Genomic DNA, 22,629 nt, shown 5'->3' on the forward strand with positions numbered 1-22,629 from the left:
GGCGGTGGCACCTGGTGGGTGCCACCGCCGTCGGGTGTCCGGTGATCCGGGGGTACGCCTCAGCCGGCGACCGGCTCGGTCTCCTTGTCGCCCTGCGTCTGCTCGGGCTTGACCGAGCGGAGCAGCACGCTGGCCACGTCGATGACCTCGACCTGCTCGCCGGCGCCCTTGCCGTTGACCCCGTCGTTGAGCATCGTCGAGCAGAACGGGCAGCCGACGGCGACCGTCCGCGCTCCGGTGGCCATGGCCTCCTCGACCCGGTCCACGTTGATCCGCTTGCCGATCTTCTCCTCCATCCACATCCGGGCGCCACCGGCGCCGCAGCAGAAGGAGCGCTCGCTGTTGCGCGGCATCTCGGTGAGCTCGCCGGCGATCGCGTCGCCCAGCACCTCCCGCGGCGCGGCGAAGACCCGGTTGTGCCGGCCCAGGTAGCAGGGGTCGTGGTAGGTGACCCCGCCGTCCACCGGCTGCACCGGGGTCAGCTTGCCGGTCGAGACCAGGTGCGCCAGGAGCTGGGTGTGGTGCACGACCTCGAACTCGCCGCCGAGCTGGCCGTACTCGTTGCCGAGCGTGTTGAAGCAGTGCGGGCAGGTGGCCACGATCTTGCGCTTGGCCTTCTCCCGACCCTCGAACGCCTCGTTCAGGGTCTCGACGTTCTGCTGGGCGAGCATCTGGAAGACGAACTCGTTGCCGATCCGGCGGGCCGGGTCGCCCGAGCAGGTCTCGCCCTCGCCGAGGATGGCGAATTTGACGCCGGCCTCGTTGAGCAGCGTGGCGACCGCGCGGGTGGTCTTCTTGGCCCGGTCCTCGAACGCGCCGGCGCAGCCGACCCAGAACAGGTACTCGAAGTCGTCCACCTCGCCGACCCGCGGCACCTCGAAGTCGAGGCCCTTGGTCCAGTCCTCGCGGGTGTTCTGCGGGGCGCCCCACGGGTTGCCCTTGTTCTCCAGGTTGCGGAGCATGACGCCGGCCTCGGACGGGAAGCTCGACTCGATCAGCACCTGGTAGCGGCGCATGTCGACGATGTGGTCGACGTGCTCGATGTCGACCGGGCACTGCTCGACGCAGGCGCCGCAGGTGGTGCACGACCAGAGCACGTCGGGGTCGATGACCCCGCCCTCCTCGGCGGTGCCGATCAGCGGCTTGTCGGCCTCGGCCAGCGCCAGCACGTCGACGTGGGCGAGCTGCGCGGCGGTGGCCTTCTCCTCGCCGGTGAGGTCCTTGCCGCCGCCGGCCAGCAGGTACGGCGCCTTGGCGTACGCGTGGTCGCGCAGGCTCAGGACCAGCAGCTTCGGCGACAGCGGCTTGCCGGTGTTCCAGGCCGGGCACTGCGACTGGCAGCGGCCGCACTCGGTGCAGGTGCTGAAGTCCAGCAGGCCCTTCCAGGTGAACTGCTCGACCTGGGCGACGCCGAACTGGTCCTTCTCCGGGTCGGCCTCCTCGAAGTCGAGCGGCTTGCCCTCGCTCATCATCGGCCGCAGGGCGCCGAGGCCGGAGCCGGCGGGCTTGGCCGGCTCGCGCTTGAAGAAGATGTTGGGGAACGCCAGGAAGCGGTGCCAGGCGACACCCATGGTCACGTTCAGCGAGATGACGATCAGCCAGGTCATCGAGATAGCGATCTTGATGAGCGCGGCGACGCTGGCCCCGTCCTGCCAGTCGGGCAGCACCGCCCCGACCGCGTGGCTGACCGGGGTGGCCCAGGCCGGGTACTCGAAGTGGTCGGTGGCGACCTTGAAGCCCCGGATCACGAACCCGAAGATCAGGACCAGCAGCACGATCCACTCGACGAAGTAGCCCTGCCACATCGTCGAGCCGGTGAACCGGGAGCGACCGCCCGGCCGGGTGGGCCGGTTGCGCAGCCGGATCGCCATCAGCACCAGGATGCCGACCAGGCCCAGCACGCCGATGATCTCGGTGGCCAGGCCGAAGACCGTCCAGTGCCCGATGATCGGCAGCCCGCCGGTCGGGGTGACCACCTCGAAGTACGCCTCGAGCACCAGCAGCGACAGCACGATGAAGCCGACCATCACGAACCAGTGCGCGGCACCCACCACGCTCCACTTGAGCATGCGGGTGTGGCCGACGGTCTCCACCAGCATGGTCCTGGTGCGGGCGCCCTTGTCGGTGAACCGCTCCGGGGCGGGTTGCCCGAGCCGGATGACGGCCGTCATCTTCATGACCGCGCGCACCGCAAGCCACACCGCCACGGCGGTGATGGCGGCCGCGAGGATCGTGGTGACGATCTGGACGCTGCCCATCGAGTTGGCCTCCCGGTCTGCTGCCTGTCGAGCGGCTCGGCGACCGGGTGGCCGGTGTCAGGGCGTCACCGGCGTCGCGCCGCTGCCACCTGATCGACCGGGCCGGTCGATGACCTCGCTCCGCTCGGTCATGCAGTGCAGCCTACGCGCAAGGTTACCCAGCAGTAACGTGAGTCTTCTCGCACCCGGCCACGCCGCCCTGCGCACACCATAGGGTGCCCGGCGCGGGAGCGCCGGGCAGGGTTCCGCGAAGGTGACGTGGCACCGCCTCGACAGAGGGCCGGGTCAGCGCCAGCGGGAGAGCAGGATCAGCGAGCTGACCATCGCGCCGAAGCCGACCGCGAGGTTCCAGTAGCCCCAGGTGGCGACCGGGTACTCCTGCTCGGAGAGGTAGTAGACCACCAGCCAGCCGATGCCGCCGACGATCAGCGCGACCGCCGTAGCCGGCAGCCACACCGGGCTAGGCTTGCGCGTCGCCGCCGTGCTCGTCGGACGCACGTCCGTCGGCGGGGTGTACACCTTCTTCTTGCGGACCTGAGACTTGGGCACGACGCTCTCCAGAGGGGGTGACGACCTCGTCCGGCCTGACAACCGGGCGCGGGGGCGACGGTCCATGGCCAATAATGTTCGACAGCTAGCGTAGTCCGGACGGCCCGCCCAAGCCACGAATGGGGTCAGGCCGGTGCGCGGAGTGACCGGAAAGAGGGAAACGCCCCGGCGCACCCGCGCCCGTCGGCGTCGTGGCGGGCATCAACCAGACGAGGCGGAGGGAACGCTCGGTGGAGTACACATCCGGCGCGGCGTCCTGGCAGAAGGCCATGCGGCGCGCGGTCGCCGCGCTCCTGCCACGGCGTCCGCGGCAGCGGCGACCGGGCTGGTCGATCGGGGTGCCGCTGATCGCCGCCGCGGCCGGGCTGCTCTTCACCACCACCGCCACCACCGCCGGCGGCACCGCCCTGCGGGAGGACCGGCGGCCCCAGCTGACCCAGTTGATCGAGGACCGGCGCGAGCAGGTGGCGGCCAGCGAGTTGCGGGCCGCCCGGCTGCGCGCCGAGGTCGAGAGCCAGACCGCCGCGCTGGCCGACACCGACGGCCCCGTGAAGGAGCAGCGCGACCGGGCCGGGCGCAGCCTGGAGGCCGCCGGCTTCACCGCGCTGTCCGGGCCGGGGGTGACCGTCGAGCTGGACGACGCGCCCCGCCGCAACGACCAGACCCTGCCCAAGGACGCGACCAACGACGACCTGGTCGTCCACCAGGGCGATGTGCAGGCGGTGGTGAACGCGCTCTGGGCCGGCGGCGCGGAGGCCATGTCAATCATGAACGTCCGCGTGCTGTCCACCAGCGCGGTACGCTGCGTGGGTAACACCCTGCTGCTGCACGGCCGGGTGTACTCCCCACCGTTCAAGATCGTAGCAATCGGCGATCCCGCTGCCCTCCAGCAGGCCCTCGCCGGCTCTGAGGGAGTCGGGTTGTTCAAGCAGGCGGTCGAGCACTACCAGCTGGGCTACAAGGAGACCGTCTCCTCCGTGACCGTGCCGGCCTTCGAGGACTCCACCGCTCTGCGATCGGCGACGGTGCCCCGATGAGTCCCGACGGCAGGGACCCGCGCCACCGCGACCGGAGCGACGAGGAGACCGCGGTCATCCCCACGGTCGAGGGCTCGACCCCGCCGGCCCGCCGCAACAGCTGGCCCGACCCGGTGCTGCCGCCGCGGTCGTCCGCGAACCGGCCTCCGACCCCGCCCGGCCCGGCCCCCCGACCGGCCCCCACCGAGCCGACGACCGACCGCGCGACCGCCGACCCGGGACGCGCCCGGCCGTCCGTCGACCCGACACCCGACCGCCCGGCCGCCCACCCGTTCTCCGGTGGCCCGGCACCGGCCCGCCCGACCGACGGCCACACCCGCCCCGCGCCGCCCGCGTGGCCCGGCAACGCCCCGGTCCGCCCGGCCGCTCCCGCCGCTCACCCACCGTCGGCCCCGGCCGCCGCGCCGCCGGCCGCGCCGACGATCCACCGGTCACCCGCGCCGTCGGAGCGCCCGGCCGCGCCCGCCCCGGCGGCCGCCACCGACCACCAGCCCAGATCCGGGGTACGGCCGCAGCCCGCCACCGAGGCGCCGACCGCCTTCCTTCCGATCGTCGCCGCCCGTCCCACGGACCGTCCGGCGAGCGCACCCGAGGCCCGACGTACCCGGCAGCCCGCCGCCGGCGACCTCGCCGGCCCGGGGCACCCGTACCCGTCCGGCGGGGCCCGTCCCGGCGTACCCGCGCCGGAGGCCGGCCCAGGCGGACCCGGCCTGCCCCGCGCAGCCGCTCCCGACGGTGGCCCGCCCCGCGCGGCCGCTCCCGAGAGTGGCCTGCCCCGCGCGGCCGTCCCGGAAGGCGGATTGCCCCGCGCGGTCGCGCCGGAGGGTGACCGGCCCCGCGCGGCCGGTTCCGAGGGTGGAGCCGCGAGCGTGGCCGCTTCCGGCGGTCGAACGGACGCCTGGGGTACCGGCGGCGGCCCGGACAGCGCGCCGACCGGCGCCTACCGGGCCGGCGGCGCACCGGACCGGTTCGCGGACCCGGCGGCCACCGCGATCATCCCGGCGGTGACCGGACGCCCCGCAACCGCCCAGCCGGCGCTGGACTCGACGGCGCTGATGGGCGCGGTGCCCCCCGTGCCCGAGCGCGACGGCCCGGCCGAGGACAAGCCCGCCGAGCCGCCGCAGCCCCGGCGCGGCGAGCGGGTGGTCCAGCTCCGCCCGCACCAGACCGACGAGGGCTACAAGAGCGTCTACTCGGAGCTGACCCGGCCGTCCCTGGCGTCCCGGTTGCGCTCCGGCGTCCGGGTCACCGGCGAGGTGCTGATCACCTTCGGTCTGGTGGTGCTGCTCTTCGCCGGGTACGAGATCTGGGGCAAGTCGGCCATCGTCGACGCCCACCAGGGCGACCTGAGCAGCCAGCTGGCGCAGGAGTGGGGCCCGAGCGGCGACCCCACCGTCGCGCCGTCCGCCGGTCCGACGGCCAAGCCCAAGCCGCCGGTGGAGGGCAGGCCGATCGCCGGCCTCTACATCCCCAAGCTCGACAAGAACTGGGTCGTGGTGGAGGGCGTCACCCAGAAGGACATCCGGTACGCCCCGGGCCACTACCCGAAGAGCGCGATGCCCGGCCAGGTCGGCAACTTCTCCGTCGCCGGGCACCGCAACCGGGCCACCTTCTGGCGGCTGGACGAGCTCGACGACGGCGACGCGATCGTCGTCGAGACCAAGACCGACTGGTACGTCTACAAGGTGATCAAGAGTCGGATCGTCCGTCCCGACCAGGTGGAGGTCGTCGCGCCGGCGCCGATCAAGCTGGGGCCGGGAGAGAAGCCGAAGAAGCTGCTCACCCTGACCACCTGCAACCCGAAGTTCGACAACTACCAGCGGCTGATCATCCACGCCGAGCTGGACGCCGCGGCCAGCATTCCCAAGTCCGAGGGCCGCCCGGCGGCGCTGGGAGGCTGACGACGATGTACTCCTGGATCTGGCGCAAACTGCCCTTCGGCCTGGCCGGCAAGATCAGCGGTTCCCTGCTGCTCGCCGCCGCGACCGTGGCCCTGCTCTGGTACGTCGTCTTCCCCTGGGCCGAACCCCTGGTGACCCCCTTCGACGATGTGCAGGTCACCCAGGACACCGGCGTGCCGGGCGACCCCGGCGACCCCGGCGTCGAGCAGGACGCCCCGTCCGGCGACGAGCACGAACTGCCGTACGACACCGACCAGAACAACACCCCGCCCCCCTCCCCGGACGAGTGAGCCCATGCGTGTCCTGGTCATCGACAACTACGACTCGTTCGTCTTCAACCTGGTGCAATACCTCGGCCAGCTCGGCGTCGACTGCGAGGTCCGCCGCAACGACGAGATCGACGTGGCCGAGGTCGGCCGGCTCGACGCGGCCGGGGTGCTGCTCTCGCCCGGCCCGGGCAGCCCGGACCGCGCCGGCATCTGCCTCGACGTGATCAAGGAGTACGCCGGCAAGCTGCCCATCTTCGGCGTCTGCCTCGGCCACCAGGCCATCGGTGAGGCGTTCGGCGCCACCGTGACCCGGGCCCCCGAGCTGCTGCACGGCAAGACCTCGGAGGTACGCCACCACTCGGTCGGCGTGCTGGCCGGGCTGCCGGACCCGTTCACCGCCACCCGCTACCACTCGCTCGCCGTGCTCCCCGAGACGCTGCCGGACGAGCTGGAGGTCACCGGCTGGACCGGGTCCGGCGTCGTGATGGCGATGCGCCACCGGACGCTGCCGATCGAGGGCGTCCAGTTCCACCCGGAGTCGGTGCTGACCGAGGGCGGTCACCTGATGCTGGCGAACTGGCTGGCCGCCTGCGGCCACCCGGAGGCGCTGGACCGCGCTCCGGAGCTGGCGGCCGAGGTGGACGCGCGACGGCGGGCCGCCTTCGCCAACACCTGAGCACCACCACGACAGCAGGAAGGCCCGGTCCCTCGGCACGGGACCGGGCCTTCGTCAGTGCTGCGTCCAGCTCACCGGGCGGGGGCACCGTCCGGGGGCGGGGGGAACAGGCCGCCACCGGTGCCGGTGGTCGGGGTCGGGCTGCTCGGAGTCGCGGTGGGCGGGCTCGGCTCCTGGGTGGGCTCGGGGATGGACACCTCGATGATGACCTCCCTGCCCTTGGCCAGGTTGGTTCCCGCATTCGGGCTCTGGTCGGTGACCCGGCCGGCCTCCGCCGCGGGCACCTCGTCGCCGTCGCGCACCCGCACCTTGTAGCCGGCGTCGGTCAGCTCCTTGCGGGCCTCGTCCTCGGTGAGGCCGATGACCCGCGGCACCTCGCGGATGTTGCCCAGCGAGACGGTCACGGTGATCTCCGCGCCCTCGGCCACCTTCTCACCGGACTGCGGGTCCACCGCGATGACGGTGTCCTTCTCCTTGGGACTGTCCTTGGTCTCCCGCTTGACCCGGAAGCCCTGGCCTTCGAGGGTGGTCTTGACGCTCTCGAAGGTGCCGCCCACCAGACCGGACGGGACCGTCTTGGTGGCGGGACCGCCGCACATCCGGACGGTCACTTGGCGGTTCTCCTCCAGGCTGCTGCCGGCGGCCGGAGTCTGCTCGGCGACCGTGCCCTTCTTGCAGGTGGGGCCGAAGACATCGTCCCCCAGCCCTGGCACCAGCCCGGCGTTGCGGATCTCGGTGAAGGCGGTGGCCTGGTCCTTGCCCGCCAGGTTCGGCACCTGGACCGTCTCCGGGCCGCGGTTGTTGAGCAGCAGCGCCGCCACCAGGGCGATCACCGCCAGCACGCCGACCGCGGCGAACGCGGCGATCACCCAGGCCGAACTCTTGCGCCGACCCGGGTCGCCGACCCGCGCCGGGGCCTGCTGCCGGGTCTGCGCGCCGACAACCTGCGTCGGGTACCCGCCTGCGGCGGGCGCCAGGTGCGCCGTCTCGTCCTGCGGCATGACCGGGGTGGCCAGCACCGGCCGGCCGGCGGCGGCCCGGAGCAGGTCGGCCCGCATCTCGCCGGCGCTCTGGTAGCGGTTGAGCGGGTTCTTCGACAGCGCCTTGAGCACGATCGCGTCGACCGCCGGGTTGACGTCCGGGTTGATGTCGCTCGGCGTCGGCGGGGCCTCCCGTACGTGCTGGTAGGCCACGCTCACCGGGCTGTCCCCGACGAACGGCGGGTGCCCGCAGACCAGCTCGAAGAGCACACAGCCGGCGGCGTAGACGTCGGAGCGTGCGTCCACGGACTCGCCGCGCGCCTGCTCCGGGGAGAGGTACTGCGCGGTGCCGATGACCGCGCTGGTCTGGGTCATCGTGGTCGCGCCGCTGGCCAGCGCCCGGGCGATGCCGAAGTCCATCACCTTGACCTGGCCGGTCTGGGTGAGCATCACGTTGCCCGGCTTGATGTCCCGGTGGATGATCCCGTGCCGGTGGCTGAACTCCAGCGCCGCGCACATGTCGGCGCAGATCTCCAGCGCCCGACGCGGCTGGAGCCGGCCCTCGACGCCGAGGACCTCCTTCAGCGTGCGGCCGTTGACGAACTCCATCACGATGAACGGGAGCGTCTCGCCGGTCGGCGCGGTCTCCTCGCCGGTGTCGTAGACGGCGACGATCGCCGGGTGGTTCAGCGAGGCGGCGTTCTGCGCCTCCCGGCGGAACCGCATCTGGAAGGTGGCGTCCCGGGCCAGGTCGGTGCGGAGCATCTTGATCGCGACGTCCCGGCCCAGCCGGAGGTCACGACCACGGTGAACCTCCGCCATGCCGCCGTAGCCGAGCAGCTCGCCGACCTGATACCTGCCACCGAGCAGGCGGGCCTGCGCTGTCATCGCGTTCGTCGTCCTTCGCTCGTCGTCGTCTCGCCGCCACCCGGTCGAAGCCGTTCCACCCGACGGTACGGCTTCTGGGCCAGATCGTCGCGCCCGTACGCGCTCACCGCGCCGGACGTCACGCTCAGCGGGCCGGATGCGCCGGGGTCACCGGTCAGCGCGCCCTGCCGCGCCCTGTAGGAAATCACGCCGGAGCAGACCAGGACCAGTACGGCCAGCAGGATGGCCACGGTCACCATCCCTGACCTGGAACGACGCGGCGGAACAGCAGCCGGGACCGGCTGCCGGGCGTACCCGACGGGGCGGTCGGACCGGGTGGGGGCCGGTGACCCGACCCCGCGCGGCGGCGCGGGCTGCGCGACCGGCGGCCGGGACTGCGGCCCGGCCGGGGCCGGCTGGCGCTGCGCCGCGGCGGGCGGCTGCGGCTGCCGCGCGGCGACCGGCGGGCGGGCCTGTCCGGCGGCCGGCGGGCGGTGCTGCTGGGCCAGCGCGGGCGGCCGGTGCTGCTGTCCGGCGGCCGGCACCTGGGCGCGGGCCACCGGGGCGGCCGGGGAGGCGGGCGCCCCGGAGACCGGGCCGGCGTGCCCACCGGCGCGGGCCTGCTGGGACAGCGCGAGCTTCGCCTGCCGGGCCACCGAGGCCAGCGCGGCGGCGCTGGGCCAGCGGGCCGCGGGATCCTTCGCCAGGGCCCGCTCCACGATCGCCCGGACCTGCGGCGGGATGTCGCCGGGCAGCGGCCGGGGCGCCTCCCGGACGTGCTTCATCGCGATCTCGAGCGGGTTGTCCCCGTCGAACGGACGCCGGCCGGCGAGGCACTGGTACGCCACCACGCCGAGCGCGTACACGTCGGAGGCGGGGGTGGCGACCGCGCCAGTGGCCTGCTCCGGAGAGATGTACGAGGCGGTGCCGAGCACCGAGCCGGCGGCCGTGAGCTGCCCGACCAGGTCGGAGCGGGCGATGCCGAAGTCGGTCAGCACCAGCGTCCCGTTCGGCCGGACCAGCAGGTTGCCCGGCTTCACGTCCCGGTGCACGATGCCTTTCTCGTGGGCGGCGTGCAGCGCGTCGGCCGCCTGGGCGACCAGTGCCATCGTCCGGGCCGGGGTGAGCCGGCCGACCCGGCTCAGCGTCGCCGACAGCGCGTCGCCCTCGACGTACTCCATGATCAGGAAGGCGATCTGCTGGTCGCTGCCGAAGTCGTAGACGTCGACCACGCCCGGGTGGTTGATGGTGGCCATGGTGCGCGCCTCGCCCCGGAACCGCTCGGCGAAACCGGGGTCGTCCAGCAGCGCCGGCAGCAGGCTCTTCACCGCCACCGTACGGCCCAGCACCTGGTCGGTGCCGCGCCACACGTCGCCCATGCCGCCGCTGGCGATCCGCTCGTCGAGGCGGTAGCGGTTGCCGAGCTGCACGCCGGGGTGGAGCATGTCAGCGGCCCCCGGAGTCGGCGATCGCCGCCCGCATGATCCGGCCGGCGATCCGGGCCGCCTCGGCGCTGCCGCCGCTGCCCGCCTCCTCCAGCACCACGCAGACCGCGGAGATCGGGGTGCCGTTCTTGTCGAGGGCGAAACCGATGAACCAGCCGTGGTCGGGCGTCTGCGGCCCGGACTGGGCGGTACCGGTCTTGCCGCCGACCGTGTAGCCGCTGATCTGCGCATTGGTGCCGCTGCCGCTCTGCACGACGGCGACCATCATCTCCCGCAGGTCGGCGGCGACCGTGCCATTGACCGGCTGACGCAGCGGACGCGGGTTGGCGGTGTAGTAGCTGGTGGTGCGGTCCGGCGCGAGTAGCTGCCTGACCAGGTGCGGCCGCATCTGGCTGCCGCCGTTGGCGACCGCGCCGGCGATCAGCGCGCCCTGCAACGGGGTCATCTTGACGTCGCGCTGCCCGATGGAGGACTGGGCCAGCGCGGCCGGGTCGGTGCCGCCGCCGGGGGCCTCCATCGCGCCGGTCCGGCTCGGCGCGACGGTGAGGCCGTCCTCGCCGAGCTGGCCGACGGTGAGGTCGTCCTGCTCGAAGCCGAACTGGCGGGCCTTCTCCTTGACGGTGTCCGCGCCGAGCTTCACGCCGAGCTGGGCGAAGCCGGTGTTGCACGACTCCCGGACCGCCTCGATCAGGCTGACCTGTGGCTCGGGGCAGATCGACGGGGCGGCGTTGCGGATCGGGGAGCCCGAGGTGGGTGGGGTCCAGCTCGCCCCGGCCGGGATCTGGGTGTTCTTGCCGACCCCGTTCTCCAGGGCCGCGGCGGCCACGACGATCTTGAAGGTGGAGCCGGGGGGCAGCGTCTCGGAGAGCGCCCGGTTCTTCAGCGGACCGTCCGGGTCCTGCTCCAGCCGGTTGTACGCCGCGGAGGCCTGGTTCGTGTCGTGGTCGGCCAGCGGGTTCGGGTCGAAGCTGGGCATCGAGACGAGCGCCTGCACCGCCCCGGTACGCGGGTCGATGGCGATCGCCGCGCCCTTCTTCACCCCGTTGTTGTTGTTGCGCAGCTGCTCGTACGCGGTGTCCTGGGCCCGCTTGGAGAGGGTGAGCAGCACGTTGCCGCCACCGGTCTCGTCGCCGGTGAACATGTCCTTGATCCGGTTGGCGATCAACGCGTCGCTGGTGCCGGCCAGGAATTCGTTCTCCACCCGCTCGATGCCGGTGTCCGCGAGGTTGACCGGCTTGTAGCCGAGCACGTGCGCGTACTTCGCCCCGCCGGGGTAGGCGCGCAGGAACTTCAGCTTGCCGCTGGTCTCCCTGCTGGTGGCGAAGGCGGTGCCGCCGGCCTCGATGTTGCCGCGCCGGCGCTCGTACTCGGCCACCTGGACCCGGCCGTTGTAGTCGCTGTTGCGGTATTCGTCGGCCTTGTAGGCCTGGATCCAGTTCAGGTTCGCGAAGAGCAGACCGAACAGGATCATGACGACGACGCCGACGCGGCGCAGGGGTGCGTTCACGGCCGGATCACCTCCGTGGGAGCACCGTGCAGCTGCTCCGGCGGGCCGCCAGCGGGTCGGGCCGCCGGGCCGGAGCCCTGGGTCACCGGGCGGCGGGCCGCGTCGGAGATCCGCAGCAGCACCGCGATGAGCAGCCAGTTGGCCATCAGCGAGGAACCACCGGCGGAGAGGAACGGCGTGGTCTGACCGGTCAGCGGGATGAGCTTGCTGATCCCGCCGACGATCACGAAGACCTGGAGCCCGAGGGTGAAGGCGAGACCGCCGGCCACCAGCTTGCCGAACGAGTCCCGGACGGCGAGCCCGGCCCGCAGGCCCCGCTCGACGATCAGCAGGTAGGTCACCAGCAACGCGGTGAGCCCGAACAGGCCGATCTCCTCGCCGATGCCGGCGAAGATGAAGTCGTTCTGCACCTCGGGGATCTCCAGCGGCTCGCCGGCACCCGGGCCGGTGCCGAAGAGGCCGCCGCTGCCCAGGCCGAGCAGGCCCTGCACCAGCTGGTAACCCCGGTCGTACGGCTCCGCGAACGGGTCCAGCCAGATCTCCGCCCGGGTGTAGAAGTTGGCGAACGGCCCGCCGACGGTGCCACCCAGGACGTACGCGAGATAGGCGCCGCCGAAGAAGAGGACCAGACCGATCAGCAGCCAGCTGACCCGTTCGGTGGCGATGTAGAGCGTCACCACGAACATGCCGAAGTACAGCAGCGAGGTGCCGAGGTCCTTCTCGAAGACCAGGACCAGGAGGCTGATCAGCCACACCACGACCACCGGACCGAGGTCCCGGCCACGGGGGAAGTCGATGCCGAGGATCCGGCGGCTGGCCAGCGAGAGCACTTCGCGCTTGCGGACCAGGTAGTAGGCGAAGAAGACCAGCAGGGCCAACTTCGCGAACTCACCGGGCTGGATGGAGAAGCCGCCGACCCGGATCCAGAGCTTGGCACCGTTGATCTCGGAGAACCGGCCGGGCAGCACCGCCGGGATCATCACCAGCACGATGCCGGCCAGACCCAGGGTGTACGCGTACCGGGAGACCGAGCGGTGGTCGCGCATCAGGGCGAGCAGCCCGGCGGCGAGGACCACCGCGGCGAGCGTCCAGGCGAGCTGCCGACCGCCGGTGCCGGCGAAGACGGCCAGCGTCTCCCGCTCGACCGGCGCCGCCTTGCTCAGGTCGAGCCGGCGCAGGAAGCCGACCCCGATCCCGTTGAGCAGGGCGACCGCCGGCAGCAGGGCCGGATCGGCGAAGGGTGCCAGCCACCGGATGACCAGGTGCATGCCGAGGAAGACCACGCCCAGCGCCGCCGCCGGCATCCAGAAGTCCGGGGTGACGGTGTCGAGCATGTTCGCCTCGACGATCGCCGCGTACGCCGCCACCAGCACCAGGGCCAGCAGCAGCAGGGAGAGTTCCGCGTTGCGCCGGGACCGGGCCAGGCGCACGCCGGGCTGCTCGCCCGTTGTGGCGGGCGAGACTGCCGGTGTGGCGGCTGCGGTCACGGATCGATCCTCGGGCTCTCAGCCGACGTTCACTCGGTCGACCGGCAGCCCGCCGGATCCACGACCGGCGGTACCGGGTCGGAGGCCGGGGCGTCGGGCGTGGTGGTCGGCGCGGGGGTGACGGTGCCGGCCGGAGGGCGGCTGGCGGTCGGGGTGGGCGGGGCCGGGCTGCCGGTCGGCGCGACCGGGGAGGCGCTCGCCGCCACGGTCGGGCTCGGCGGGCAGACCGGCTTGAGGTTGGGGTTGGCCGGGTCGTCGAGGGTCAACTCGGCCAGCCGGCGGACCGCGTCGGGCTCGCTCTTGGCCTGGATGCCCTGCTTGACCTGCTCCTGCGCGGCGAGGGTGAGATCGTCCAGCTTGGCCTGGCTGGTCGAGTGCACGCTGGACAGGTCGAGCCCGGCGACCTGGCCGGGGACGCCGCGGAAGACCGCGAGCTGCCCCTGCTCGGTCGCCCCGACGTAGTACTGCCGCTGCGTGTAGCTCCAGCCGGCGAAGAGACCGCCGCCCAGGATCACCAGCAGCGCCACCAGCATCGCCACGGTACGCAGCGGCCGGCGGCGGGGGCGATCCGGCTCGTCGTCCCGGTTGGCGGCCGGGTCCTCCGGCACCGGGGGACGCGGCGCGGAGAGCGCCGAGGCGCGGGCGGCCGGGGTGGAGACGTCGGCCGAGGTGGCCATGCCCCGGTCCCGGGACGCGGCACCGCCGACGATCGGGCTCGCCTCGACGATGTCCTGGTCGGTGGCGTCCGCGATGATCACGGTGATGTTGTCCGGGCCGCCGCCACGCAACGCGAGCTGCACCAGCCGCTCGACGCACTGCTGCGGGTCGGTGTACTCCCGCATGGTGTCGGCGATGGTGTCCGCGCTGACCACGCCGGAGAGCCCGTCGCTGCAGATCAGGTAGCGGTCACCGGGCAGCACCTGGCGGACGCTGTACTCCGGGTCGATGTCGCGACCGTCCAGGGCGCGGGTGAGCAGCGAGCGCTGGGGGTGGCTGCTCGCCTCCTCCGCGCTGATCCGGCCCTCGTCCACGAGCATCTGGACGTAGGTGTCGTCCTTGGTGATCTGCGCGAACTCACCGTTGCGCAGGAGATAGGCCCGCGAGTCACCGATGTGGACCATTCCGAGCTTGCTGCCGGAGAAGAGGGTCGCGGTGAGCGTGGTGCCCATCCCCTCCAGCTGCGGATTGGCGTCCACGGTGTCGCGGAGCTGCTGGTTGGCGGTGCCCACGGCCGAGCGCAGCGCGTCGACGAGGGCGTCCCCTGGGACGTCCTCGTCGAGCGGCGCCATGGCACCGATGACGATGTTGCTGGCGACGTCACCGGCGGCCATGCCGCCCATGCCGTCGGCGACGGCGAGGAGCCGCGGCCCGGCGTAGACGGAGTCCTGGTTTCCGTCTCGGATCAGACCGCGGTCGCTGTGGGCCGCATAGCGCAGGGTCAGAGTCATGGCCGTAATTCGAGAGAAGTGCGGCCGATCCGGATCGGCACGCCGAGGGGGACGGGGGTTGGTCCGGAGACCTTAGCGCGATCCAGGTAGGTGCCGTTAGTCGAGCCGAGGTCCTCGACGAACCACTGCCCGTCGCGCGGCACGAGCCGGGCGTGCCGCGCGGAGGCGTAGTCGTCGGTGATGACGAGGGTGGAGTCCTCGGCCCGTCCGATGGTGATCTGTGCTTCGCCGAGGGTGATCCGGGTGCCGGCGAGCTGGCCGGCGGTGACCACCAGCTGGTGCGCGGCCCTGCCCCGCTTCACCTTCGCCGGCTTCGCCGCCTGGCCGGTGGAGGCGCCCACCGCGCGTGGCGCGGCCACCAGCCGGCCCGACCGGGCTCCTGCGAAGAGGTCGCGGCGGATCACGCCGACCACCGTGAACACGAAGATCCACAGCAGGATGAGGAACCCGAACCGGGCGACGGTGATGACGAGCTCCGGCAAGGCGCGTCAGCCGTCCACGCGGAAGGTCAGGGTGGTCGTGCCGAGCTGGATCATGTCGCCGGGGTTGAGGGCGACCGCGGAGACGCGCTGGCCGTTGACCATCGTGCCGTTGGTCGACCCGAGGTCGGTCAGCACGACCTGCCCGCCGTCGAAGTCCAGCCGGGCGTGTCGCCGGGAGATCCCGACGTCCGGCAGGCGCAGGTTGGCCTGGTCGCCGCGACCGATCACCGTCGACCCCATCTGGAGCGGGTAGGTGCGGCCGTCACCGGAGACCAGCCGGACGTTGCGGGCGCCGGCGCCGTGTCCCGGCGGCGGGCCGTATCCCCCGCCCTGGTCGTACGCGGGGTACGCCGGCGGGCCGGCGTCGTAGCCACCGGGCGCGGAGACCGGGGCGACCTCGCCACCGGTGTAGACCTCGGCGGTGACCCGGAACATGCCGGTGTCCAGTCCCTCGCCGCGCTCGATCTCGACGATCACGTCGCCGTAGACCGTCCACGCCTGCTCGCCGATGAACTCCGCCTGCGACTGGGCCAGCTCCTGGGCCAGCGCGGCGGCGTACGGCGCCAGCCGACTGTGGTCGTACGGCGAGAGATCGATCACGTAGCGGTTGGGCACCAACGTGCGCCCACCGGCCAGGATGGCCTTGTGCGCCTCGGCCTCCCGCTGCATGGCGTTGAGGATCTCCACGGGGTGGACCACCCCTTTGAAGACCTTGGCGAAGGCCCCCTCGACCAGGCCTTCCAGACGCTTCTCGAAGCGTTGCAGCACGCTCACCGGCTCCTCCTCGGGTCCCGAGGACATGATGGTATCCGGCCGGCGCGCATGCAGCTCGCGCGCCGCTCGGCGGGCGCGTGCCAGGCCGTTCGGAAGGGGCCCTCCGGGCGTGCTAATGTTTCGTCCGCCGAGGCGGTGACCGCTCCACGGAGCGTAACCAGTCGAGGCGATGACGCAGGACACGTAGGCCCGCTGGCGACAGCGGGATCAGCACCAGCTACAGTGTTCGAGGTCAAGCCACGGGGAAGTGGCGGAATGGCAGACGCGCACGGTTCAGGTCCGTGTGTCCGAAAGGACGTGGGGGTTCAACTCCCCCCTTCCCCACCAGATCGACGAGGGCTCCGCAGTTTGCGGGGCCCTCGACTCGTATCGGAGCGTGCCGGACGTCACGCTATGCTCCGAGGGTTTCCCAGCCTCCTACTGACCAGGAGTGGCGTGTGAGTGTCGCGTTGGTGACCGGGTCGGGCGGTCTGATCGGGTCCGAGGCGGTCCGGCACTTCGCCGGTCTCGGCCTGGACGTGGTCGGTATCGACAACGACATGCGGCAGGAGTTCTTCGGCGCCGAGGCGTCGACCGCGTGGAACGTCCGGCGGCTCGCCGACGAGCTGGCGTCCGCGTACTCGCACCACAGCATCGACATCCGGGACCGGGATTCGCTGGCGAAGCTCTTCGCGCGCTACGGCCGGGACATCGCCGTGGTGATCCACACCGCCGCGCAGCCCTCGCACGACTGGGCGGTGCGCGATCCCTTCACCGACTTCGACGTGAACGCCGGCGGCACCCTCAACGTGCTGCAGAACGTGCGCGAGCACTGCATCGAGGCACCGGTGATCCACTGCTCGACCAACAAGGTCTACGGCGACCGCCCGAACAGCCTGCCCCTGGTGGAGCTGGAGACCCGGTGGGAGATCGAGGCGGGCCACCCGTACGAGCAGGGCATCCGCGAGGACATGTCGATCGACGCCTGCCTGCACTCGGTCTTCGGCGCCTCCAAGGTCGCCGCCGACGTGATGGTCCAGGAGTACGGCCGGTACTTCGGCATGAAGACCGCCTGCTTCCGGGGCGGCACGCTGACCGGCCCGGCGCACTCCGCGACGGAGCTGCACGGCTTCCTCGGGTACGTGATGCGGGCGAACATGGAGCGCCGCACGTACAAGATCTTCGGCTACCAGGGCAAGCAGGTCCGGGACGCCATCCACAGCTCGGACGTGGTCTCCGCGTTCGAGGCGTTCTTCCGCAACCCGCGCTCGGCGGCCGTCTACAACCTGGGCGGCGGCCGGCACTCCAACACCTCCAACCGCGAGGCGTTCACGCTGGCCGAGCAGATCACCGGCCGGGAGATGGTCACCGAGTACGTCGAGGCGAACCGGATCGGCGACCACAAGTGGTGGATCGGCTCGAACGAGGCCTTCCAGGCGGACTACCCGGACTGGAAGCAGGTCTACGACGTACCGATGATCATGCGGGAGATCTACGAGGCCAACGTCGACAAGTGGGTGCCGCAGGCATGACCGGCAAGGGCAAGCGGAACGTCCTGGGCGTCCTGGTCGACGCGACCGACTACGCCTCGGCGACCGAACAGGTGGTGGCCGCCGCGCACGAGCGCCGGCCGCTGGCGCTGACCGCGCTGGCCGTGCACGGCGTGATGACCGGGGTGCTCGACCCGGCGCACAACGCCCGGCTGAACTCCTTCGACGTGGTCACCCCCGACGGCCAGCCGGTCCGCTGGGCGCTCAACCTGCTGCACCACGCCGGCCTGGCGGACCGGGTCTACGGCCCGACGCTGACCCTGCACGTGCTGCGCCGCTTCGCCGAGGAGGGGCTGCCGGTCTACCTCTACGGCTCCACCGAGGAGACGCTGGCCCGGCTGATCCCGGCGCTGGAGCGGATGTTCCCCGCGCTCAAGATCGCCGGGGTGGAGCCGTCGAAGTTCCGCGCGGTCCAGCCGGGCGAGGACGTGGAGATCGCCGACCGGATCCGGGCCAGTGGGGCCCGGCTCGTCCTGGTCGGCCTGGGCTGCCCGCGCCAGGAGGTCTTCGCGTACGCGATGCGGCCGCTGCTGGACATGCCGCTGATGGCGGTCGGCGCGGCCTTCGACTACCACGCCGGCCTGCTCAAGCAGCCGCCCGCGTGGATGCAGCGGGCCGGGCTGGAGTGGTTCTGGCGGCTCGGCCTGGAGCCGAAGCGGCTCTGGCGCCGGTACGTCATCCTCAACCCGGCGTACCTGACCCGCCTCGCCGGGCAGAAGACCGGCCTGTGGAAGGCGCAGCCCCCGGCGCCGGCCACGGAACGCCCGGCCACCTTCTCGGTCTGACCCGCGCAGCCGCGCCACCCGGCAGGTCCGCGGAGCCGGCGGGCCCGGCCAGGCATGGTGCGGGGCCCCTTCCGGTCGGAAGGAGCCCCGCGGCGAGGGTGCGTCAGAGGGTCAGGGTCCAGGTGTTGAGGTAGCCGGTGTCGCCCGAGTAGACGTCGCGCACCTGGAGCCGCCAGGTGCCGTTCGCCGCCTCCGACGAGAGGTTCGCGGTGTAGGTGGCGTTGACGTTGTCGGCACCGTCGAAGAAGCTGCTGTTCTTCAGCCGGTACGCGGAGCCGTCCGGGGCGACCAGGTCGATGACCAGGTCACCGCGGTAGGTGTGGACGATGTTCACCGCGACGGTCGACGCCGACGAGGCGTTGCGGCCACACCCGGAGATCACGATCGAGCTGGACACGGTGGCACCGGTGTCCGGGATCGCGACGTCCGTGCCGTTGCTGCCGGAGCAGCCACCACCACCCGAGCCGGTCACCGTCAGCGAGTACGTCGCCGTACGGGTGCCCGACGCGGCCGTGCCCGTGACGGTGACGGTGTACGTGCCGGGCGGGGTGCTCGCCGAGGTGGCGATCGTGAGCGTGGACGAGCCGCCCGAGGTGACCGTCGACGGGTTGAACGAGGCGGTCGCGCCGGCCGGCAGGCCGCTGGCGGAGAGGCTGACCGACTGCGCGGAGCCGTTGGTGGTGGCGGTGGCCACGGTGGCGGTCACCGACCCGCCCGGGGCGGTGGAGCCGGAGGTCGGCGACACCGAGACCGAGAAGTCGTTGGTCGGCGGGGTGGTGCCGTTGTCCACGTAGAGCAGTCGGTTCGGGGTCCCGGTGCCCACGTTGGTCACCACGTTCGGAGTCGCGGCGTTGACCAGGTTGTCGCGAACCTGCTGCGGGCTCCACGACGGGTTGGCCGAGAGGACGAGCGCCGCGGCGCCGGCGACGTGCGGCGACGCCATGGAGGTGCCGCTGATGGTGTTCGTCGCGCTGTTGCCGGTGTACCAGGCGGAGGTGATGTTGACGCCCGGGGCCAGGATGTCGACGCAGGTGCCGAAGTTGGAGAAGCTCGCGGCGGCGTCGTTGTTCTGGGTGGCACCGACCGTGATCGCCGAACCGACCCGGGCCGGGGAGTAGTTGCAGGCGTTCTGGCGGTTGCCGAAGATGTCGCCGTTGCCGGCGGCGACGGCGTAGGTGATGCCGGAGTTGATGGAGTTGGTGACCGCCGTGTCGATCGAGCTGTTGGCGGAGCCGCCGAGGCTCATGTTCGCCACGGCCGGCTTCACCGCGTTCGCGGTCACCCAGTCGATGCCCGCCACGACCTGGGCGTTGGTGCCGCTGCCCTGGCAGTTCAGCACCCGGACACCGACGATCTGCACGCCCTTGGCCACGCCGTACGAGGAGCCGCCGACGGTGCCCGAGACGTGCGTGCCGTGGCCGTTGCAGTCGTCGGCGGAGCCGCCGTCCACCGCGTCGAAGCCGGAGACCGCCCGGCCGCCGAAGTCGTTGTGCCCGTACAGCACGCCGGTGTCGATGACGTAGGCGCGCACGTTGGACGCCGTGGTCGGGTAGGTGTACGAGCTGTTCAGCGGCAGGTTGCGCTGATCGATCCGGTCCAGGCCCCAGGAGGGCGGGTTGGCCTGCGTGCCGAAGATGGAGACGGTGTGGTTCTGTTCGACGTACGCCACCGCGGGGTCGGCGGCGATCCGGGCCGCCGCCGTCGCGCCGACCTTGACCTCAAAGCCGCGCAGCGCGGCGGTGTAGGTGCGGGCGACCTGGCCGCCGTGCCTGCCGACCAGCCGTTGGGCGTTGTCACCCACCCGGCTCCGGCCGACGGCGCTGTCCTTGAAGACCACGATGTAGCTGTCCGGCACGGCGGTGGCCCCACCCGCTTCCCGGATCACCCCGACGGGCTCGGCGGCCATGGCGGGTGCGGCGGTTGCCAACATCGCCAGGGTGGCCACCCCCACGAGTGCGGACCTGTGTGAAAGACCCATCTCCCTACCTCCCTCCGACCGGCAGCCGACCGTCCACCCGCGAATCCGAGGTTGATCGATGGTTGCCGATCCACATGAGGGTAGATCGGTGAGGTCCGGGAGTTAAACATGTCGAAGCGTCCATAACGCCGGCGAGATGCCCCTACGGGTGAGGTAGGGGGCGAACCGGGGGCCGGCCCCGGATTCGCCGACCGCCGAACTGGAGAAGGCTGAGCACATGGATGGCCATCTCATCGTTCTGCTGCCGATCGCCGCGGTCTGGCTGGCCGCCGGTGTGGTGGCGGACCGACTGCCCCGGCTGGACCACGCCCGCGCACTCCGCCGGCGTACCGGATGGTTGCTCGCTCTGACCCTGACCGGCCTCGGCCTGACGGCGGCGGTGCTGGCGGTCGGCCTGACCAGTGCCGGCGCGACGCCGGTCGACCGGGCCGCCGCCGGGCTCGGCCTGGCCGCCGGCCCGGCGCTCGCCGTCGCGGTCTGCACGGTGCGGCGGCTGCGCCGGCTCCGGGCCGGCGCCGGCGCGTTCGCCACCGCGCCGGAGACGCCGGCGCCGCACGGCCTGCGGGCCGCCGGGGCGCATCCGCTGATCGGCCTGCCGGTGCAGGTCACCGCGCTGGCCACACTGCCGCCGGTGCTGTCGGCCGCGGGGCTGGACCTCGCCGCCGACCCCCGCCTGACCGGACCGGCCGTCACCCTGGGCGGTCTCGCGGTCATCGCGATCGGGGTACGCCTGGCGCTCCGCCACAGCCGGCTCGCCGAGCGGGCGTTACCGGAGGCGGCGGCGACCTCAGCGCGTGCGGCTCGGCCCCTGCACGTATAGCAGCTCCAGGATCGCCCGGGTCGCCTCGAACCAGCGGTCCAGCCAGCCGGGCGGCGGCACGCTGCCCTTCGGCGGCAACTCCATCAGCAAGCCGCGCAGCAGCGGGTGGTCGACCAGCGACTCGCTCGGCTCCAGCGGCCACCCGGCCGGCGGGAACGAGGGCTCGGTCAGCGGGTTCGGGTCGAGCGAGGGCAGCGTCAGCGGCGGCCCGGCCTGCTCCGGCGCGGCCGACCCGGCGTCCCGCCCGCCGACCTCGCTGTCGGTGGACACGACCTCGGTGAGCACCGTGTCCCGGCGCGCGCCGCGGTACTTGCCGCCGAAGCGCTCCGACTTGCCCGGGCCGTTGGTGAGGTTGTCTGAACCGATCGTCGTCATCCGTCTCGCCTGCCTCGCTCGGTTTCCGATCCGTGCGGCGGGTTGTCGACCAGCGCCGTATCGAGGGGTTCAACGAGACGGAACGCAACTGGCGACGGGCCGGCCGGAGGGATCCCCGGCCGACCCGTCGTCAACGCCACGTTGCGTCGATCAGTGCTGGACGAACCCGCCGCTCCGTGTCCGGGTGACGAAGGCGTGCCAGTCTCCCGGAGCGAAGACCAGGGCCGGGCCCGTCTTGTCCTTCGAATCCCGAACGCCGACCGCCCCGGTCACGTACGCCACCTCGACGCAGTTGTCGCAGTTCGGCCCGCTCTTCGAGCTCTTGAACCACGTCGCGTGCCTCAGGTCCACGGGGAACTCCTTGGTCGCCATTTCCACAGCGGCTCCTCTACCAGTTTCGCGATGTGAGCTATGGATTCCTCCGGGCGAATGGCCGCTGCTCGAATGTGATCGAAGATGAAGCTGTACTTCTGCAGTTCGTCGCTCTTCTCCAGGAAGAGCCCACCCGTGGCGTTCTCCGCGTACACGACATCGGGATCACTCGGTTCGGGGAAGCTGAGAATGGTGAAGGTGCCGTCCATGCCGGCGTGCGCGCCCACCTCGAAGGGCAGGACCTGAAGCGTCACGTTCGGCAGTTCCGCCACTTCCACCAGCCGCTGGAGCTGGCCACGCATCACCGCGTCGCCGCCCACCGGCCGGCTCAGCACCGCCTCATCGAGCACCACCCACAAATCGACCGGATCGTCCTGGGTCAACAACGACTGACGGCCCAGACGGACACGCACCCGTTGCTGCACCTGGTCGACGGTGAAGTCCGGGCGGGCCGCCCGGATCATTGCCCCGGCGTACTCCTCGGTCTCCAGCAGGCCCGGGACCACCTGCTGTTCGTACGCCCGGATCGAGCTGGCCGCCGCCTCCAGGCCGACGTACGCCCCGACCAGCACGGTGCTGTAGGGGTGCCACCAACCCTTCTGCCGGGCCTCCCGAGCGATCTGCACGAGCTCGTCGCTCTCGACGCCCACCACGCCGTAGATCCGCAGCATGTCGCGGACGTCCCGCGGGGTCGCGGAGGTGTGGCCGGTCTCGATCCGGGAGATCTTCGACGCCGAGCACTCGAGCTGCTCGGCGACCGTCTCAATGGTTATCCCCGCCGCCTCGCGCTGGCGGCGCAGTTCGGCGCCCAGCCGGCGGCGCCGGATGGTGGGGCTGCGCCGCTCGCTCACCGCGGCACCCCGCGGCTCACCGGGTGGTGGTCCCCGTTCCTCGCGCTCACCCGGTTACCTCCCGGTGGCTCGCGCCTGCGTCGACACCCGCCGAGGCGCGACAGACGAACGGCGGGCGATCGTTCGCGGCAGGGGTGGTGCCGGTCGTCGACCGGCCGCGTCGGGCGAAACCGGCGTCCAGTGTGCCGGTCCGGGGTCGGCGTCATCAAGCGCCTCGTTCACGTGTCGCGCTCGCGTAT

Annotated in this window: 20 protein-coding genes and 1 tRNA gene; 8 read left to right on the top strand and 13 right to left on the bottom strand. The window is 72.2% G+C overall.

The features are described from left to right. Positions 1-59: 59 nt before the first annotated feature. Together ACTMTB_RS07505 and ACTMTB_RS07510 are read right to left on the bottom strand one after the other, a co-directional pair. Complete coding sequence (locus ACTMTB_RS07505) at positions 60-2,258, bottom strand: (Fe-S)-binding protein (protein ID WP_441143540.1); 2,199 nt, start codon at positions 2,256-2,258, stop codon at positions 60-62. Positions 2,259-2,543: 285 nt separating this feature from the next. Next, complete coding sequence (locus ACTMTB_RS07510) at positions 2,544-2,807, bottom strand: cell division protein CrgA (protein ID WP_154940860.1); 264 nt, start codon at positions 2,805-2,807, stop codon at positions 2,544-2,546. A gap of 230 nt (positions 2,808-3,037) precedes the next feature. Between ACTMTB_RS07510 and ACTMTB_RS07515 the strand changes: the two genes are divergently transcribed. The 4 genes from ACTMTB_RS07515 to ACTMTB_RS07530 are packed head-to-tail and all read left to right on the top strand — an operon-like array spanning position 3,038 to position 6,690. Further along, positions 3,038-3,844 (top strand): DUF881 domain-containing protein, encoded by an 807-nt coding sequence (locus ACTMTB_RS07515; RefSeq protein WP_441143542.1) that lies wholly within the window; start codon positions 3,038-3,040, stop codon positions 3,842-3,844. After that, a complete protein-coding gene (locus ACTMTB_RS07520; RefSeq protein WP_441143544.1) occupies positions 3,841-5,745 on the top strand; it encodes a class E sortase in 1,905 nt (634 codons plus the stop codon). The genes ACTMTB_RS07515 and ACTMTB_RS07520 overlap by 4 nt, the downstream gene beginning before the upstream one ends. A gap of 5 nt (positions 5,746-5,750) precedes the next feature. Next, positions 5,751-6,035, top strand: a complete 285-nt coding sequence (locus ACTMTB_RS07525; RefSeq protein WP_441143546.1) for a hypothetical protein — start codon at positions 5,751-5,753, stop codon at positions 6,033-6,035. A gap of 4 nt (positions 6,036-6,039) precedes the next feature. Then, positions 6,040-6,690, top strand: a complete 651-nt coding sequence (locus ACTMTB_RS07530) for an aminodeoxychorismate/anthranilate synthase component II (RefSeq protein WP_210777640.1) — start codon at positions 6,040-6,042, stop codon at positions 6,688-6,690. Between the two features lie 71 nt (positions 6,691-6,761). Here ACTMTB_RS07530 and pknB read toward each other — a convergent pair whose 3' ends face one another. From pknB to ACTMTB_RS07565, 7 genes are read right to left on the bottom strand one after another with little or no spacing between them, the layout of a single operon-like run. Next, positions 6,762-8,558, bottom strand: coding sequence for a Stk1 family PASTA domain-containing Ser/Thr kinase (gene pknB / locus ACTMTB_RS07535; protein WP_441143548.1), 1,797 nt, complete (start codon positions 8,556-8,558; stop codon positions 6,762-6,764). Continuing rightward, on the bottom strand, positions 8,555-9,982 hold the full coding sequence (locus ACTMTB_RS07540) for a protein kinase domain-containing protein (protein WP_441143550.1): 1,428 nt from the start codon (positions 9,980-9,982) through the stop codon (positions 8,555-8,557). Before ACTMTB_RS07540 ends, pknB begins: the two co-directional genes overlap by 4 nt. A 1-nt stretch (position 9,983) precedes the next feature. Continuing rightward, positions 9,984-11,489, bottom strand: coding sequence for a peptidoglycan D,D-transpeptidase FtsI family protein (locus ACTMTB_RS07545; protein ID WP_441143552.1), 1,506 nt, complete (start codon positions 11,487-11,489; stop codon positions 9,984-9,986). Further along, on the bottom strand, positions 11,486-12,976 hold the full coding sequence (locus tag ACTMTB_RS07550) for an FtsW/RodA/SpoVE family cell cycle protein (RefSeq protein WP_280838938.1): 1,491 nt from the start codon (positions 12,974-12,976) through the stop codon (positions 11,486-11,488). The genes ACTMTB_RS07545 and ACTMTB_RS07550 overlap by 4 nt, the downstream gene beginning before the upstream one ends. A gap of 29 nt (positions 12,977-13,005) precedes the next feature. Further along, positions 13,006-14,424, bottom strand: a complete 1,419-nt coding sequence (locus tag ACTMTB_RS07555; protein ID WP_441143554.1) for a BofC C-terminal domain-containing protein — start codon at positions 14,422-14,424, stop codon at positions 13,006-13,008. Then, positions 14,421-14,906 carry an FHA domain-containing protein FhaB/FipA gene (locus ACTMTB_RS07560; protein WP_210777645.1) on the bottom strand — a complete coding sequence of 162 codons (486 nt, stop codon included), beginning with the start codon at positions 14,904-14,906 and terminating at the stop codon, positions 14,421-14,423. The genes ACTMTB_RS07555 and ACTMTB_RS07560 overlap by 4 nt, the downstream gene beginning before the upstream one ends. A gap of 6 nt (positions 14,907-14,912) precedes the next feature. Beyond that, entirely contained in the window at positions 14,913-15,707 is a 795-nt protein-coding gene (locus ACTMTB_RS07565) for an FhaA domain-containing protein (protein WP_154940880.1), read from the bottom strand. Positions 15,708-15,921: 214 nt separating this feature from the next. Here ACTMTB_RS07565 and ACTMTB_RS07570 point away from each other — a divergent pair. From ACTMTB_RS07570 to ACTMTB_RS07580, 3 genes are all read left to right on the top strand, one after another. Beyond that, positions 15,922-16,007, top strand: a tRNA-Leu gene (locus ACTMTB_RS07570). A gap of 110 nt (positions 16,008-16,117) precedes the next feature. Continuing rightward, a complete protein-coding gene (locus ACTMTB_RS07575) occupies positions 16,118-17,191 on the top strand; it encodes an NAD-dependent epimerase/dehydratase family protein (protein ID WP_441143557.1) in 1,074 nt (357 codons plus the stop codon). Then, on the top strand, positions 17,188-17,994 hold the full coding sequence (locus ACTMTB_RS07580; RefSeq protein ID WP_088964318.1) for a WecB/TagA/CpsF family glycosyltransferase: 807 nt from the start codon (positions 17,188-17,190) through the stop codon (positions 17,992-17,994). The genes ACTMTB_RS07575 and ACTMTB_RS07580 overlap by 4 nt, the downstream gene beginning before the upstream one ends. A 103-nt stretch (positions 17,995-18,097) precedes the next feature. On the opposite strand, the gene ACTMTB_RS07585 is transcribed toward ACTMTB_RS07580, so the two are convergent. Continuing rightward, entirely contained in the window at positions 18,098-19,972 is a 1,875-nt protein-coding gene (locus ACTMTB_RS07585; RefSeq protein ID WP_441143559.1) for a S8 family peptidase, read from the bottom strand. 217 nt (positions 19,973-20,189) lie between these two features. Here ACTMTB_RS07585 and ACTMTB_RS07590 point away from each other — a divergent pair, with 217 nt between their 5' ends. Beyond that, complete coding sequence (locus tag ACTMTB_RS07590; protein WP_441143561.1) at positions 20,190-20,792, top strand: hypothetical protein; 603 nt, start codon at positions 20,190-20,192, stop codon at positions 20,790-20,792. Here ACTMTB_RS07590 and ACTMTB_RS07595 read toward each other — a convergent pair. The 3 genes from ACTMTB_RS07595 to ACTMTB_RS07605 all read right to left on the bottom strand — a co-directional run bounded on the left by ACTMTB_RS07595 (position 20,760) and on the right by ACTMTB_RS07605 (position 22,390). Beyond that, positions 20,760-21,167, bottom strand: coding sequence for a hypothetical protein (locus ACTMTB_RS07595; protein ID WP_441143563.1), 408 nt, complete (start codon positions 21,165-21,167; stop codon positions 20,760-20,762). The two genes, ACTMTB_RS07590 and ACTMTB_RS07595, sit on opposite strands and share 33 nt — an antisense overlap. A 150-nt stretch (positions 21,168-21,317) precedes the next feature. Then, positions 21,318-21,539, bottom strand: a complete 222-nt coding sequence (locus ACTMTB_RS07600) for a DUF397 domain-containing protein (RefSeq protein ID WP_210777652.1) — start codon at positions 21,537-21,539, stop codon at positions 21,318-21,320. Then, positions 21,509-22,390 carry a helix-turn-helix domain-containing protein gene (locus ACTMTB_RS07605; protein WP_210777653.1) on the bottom strand — a complete coding sequence of 294 codons (882 nt, stop codon included), beginning with the start codon at positions 22,388-22,390 and terminating at the stop codon, positions 21,509-21,511. The genes ACTMTB_RS07600 and ACTMTB_RS07605 overlap by 31 nt, the downstream gene beginning before the upstream one ends. Positions 22,391-22,629 lie beyond the last annotated feature (239 nt).

Source organism: Micromonospora sp. L32 (assembly GCF_052068055.1).
Taxonomy (GTDB): domain Bacteria; phylum Actinomycetota; class Actinomycetes; order Mycobacteriales; family Micromonosporaceae; genus Micromonospora; species Micromonospora purpureochromogenes.

Excerpts from the sequence above, each read along its gene's own strand:
- ACTMTB_RS07505 (WP_441143540.1), bottom strand. The coding sequence starts at position 2,258 with ATGGGCAGCGTCCAGATCGTCACCACGATCCTCGCGGCCGCCATCACC.
- ACTMTB_RS07520 (WP_441143544.1), top strand. The coding sequence starts at position 3,841 with ATGAGTCCCGACGGCAGGGACCCGCGCCACCGCGACCGGAGCGACGAG.
- ACTMTB_RS07525 (WP_441143546.1), top strand. The coding sequence starts at position 5,751 with ATGTACTCCTGGATCTGGCGCAAACTGCCCTTCGGCCTGGCCGGCAAG.
- ACTMTB_RS07530 (WP_210777640.1), top strand. The coding sequence starts at position 6,040 with ATGCGTGTCCTGGTCATCGACAACTACGACTCGTTCGTCTTCAACCTG.
- pknB (WP_441143548.1), bottom strand. The coding sequence starts at position 8,558 with ATGACAGCGCAGGCCCGCCTGCTCGGTGGCAGGTATCAGGTCGGCGAG.
- ACTMTB_RS07540 (WP_441143550.1), bottom strand. The coding sequence starts at position 9,982 with ATGCTCCACCCCGGCGTGCAGCTCGGCAACCGCTACCGCCTCGACGAG.
- ACTMTB_RS07555 (WP_441143554.1), bottom strand. The coding sequence starts at position 14,424 with ATGACTCTGACCCTGCGCTATGCGGCCCACAGCGACCGCGGTCTGATC.
- ACTMTB_RS07565 (WP_154940880.1), bottom strand. The coding sequence starts at position 15,707 with ATGTCCTCGGGACCCGAGGAGGAGCCGGTGAGCGTGCTGCAACGCTTC.
- ACTMTB_RS07580 (WP_088964318.1), top strand. The coding sequence starts at position 17,188 with ATGACCGGCAAGGGCAAGCGGAACGTCCTGGGCGTCCTGGTCGACGCG.
- ACTMTB_RS07585 (WP_441143559.1), bottom strand. The coding sequence starts at position 19,972 with ATGGGTCTTTCACACAGGTCCGCACTCGTGGGGGTGGCCACCCTGGCG.
- ACTMTB_RS07590 (WP_441143561.1), top strand. The coding sequence starts at position 20,190 with ATGGATGGCCATCTCATCGTTCTGCTGCCGATCGCCGCGGTCTGGCTG.
- ACTMTB_RS07595 (WP_441143563.1), bottom strand. The coding sequence starts at position 21,167 with ATGACGACGATCGGTTCAGACAACCTCACCAACGGCCCGGGCAAGTCG.
- ACTMTB_RS07600 (WP_210777652.1), bottom strand. The coding sequence starts at position 21,539 with ATGGCGACCAAGGAGTTCCCCGTGGACCTGAGGCACGCGACGTGGTTC.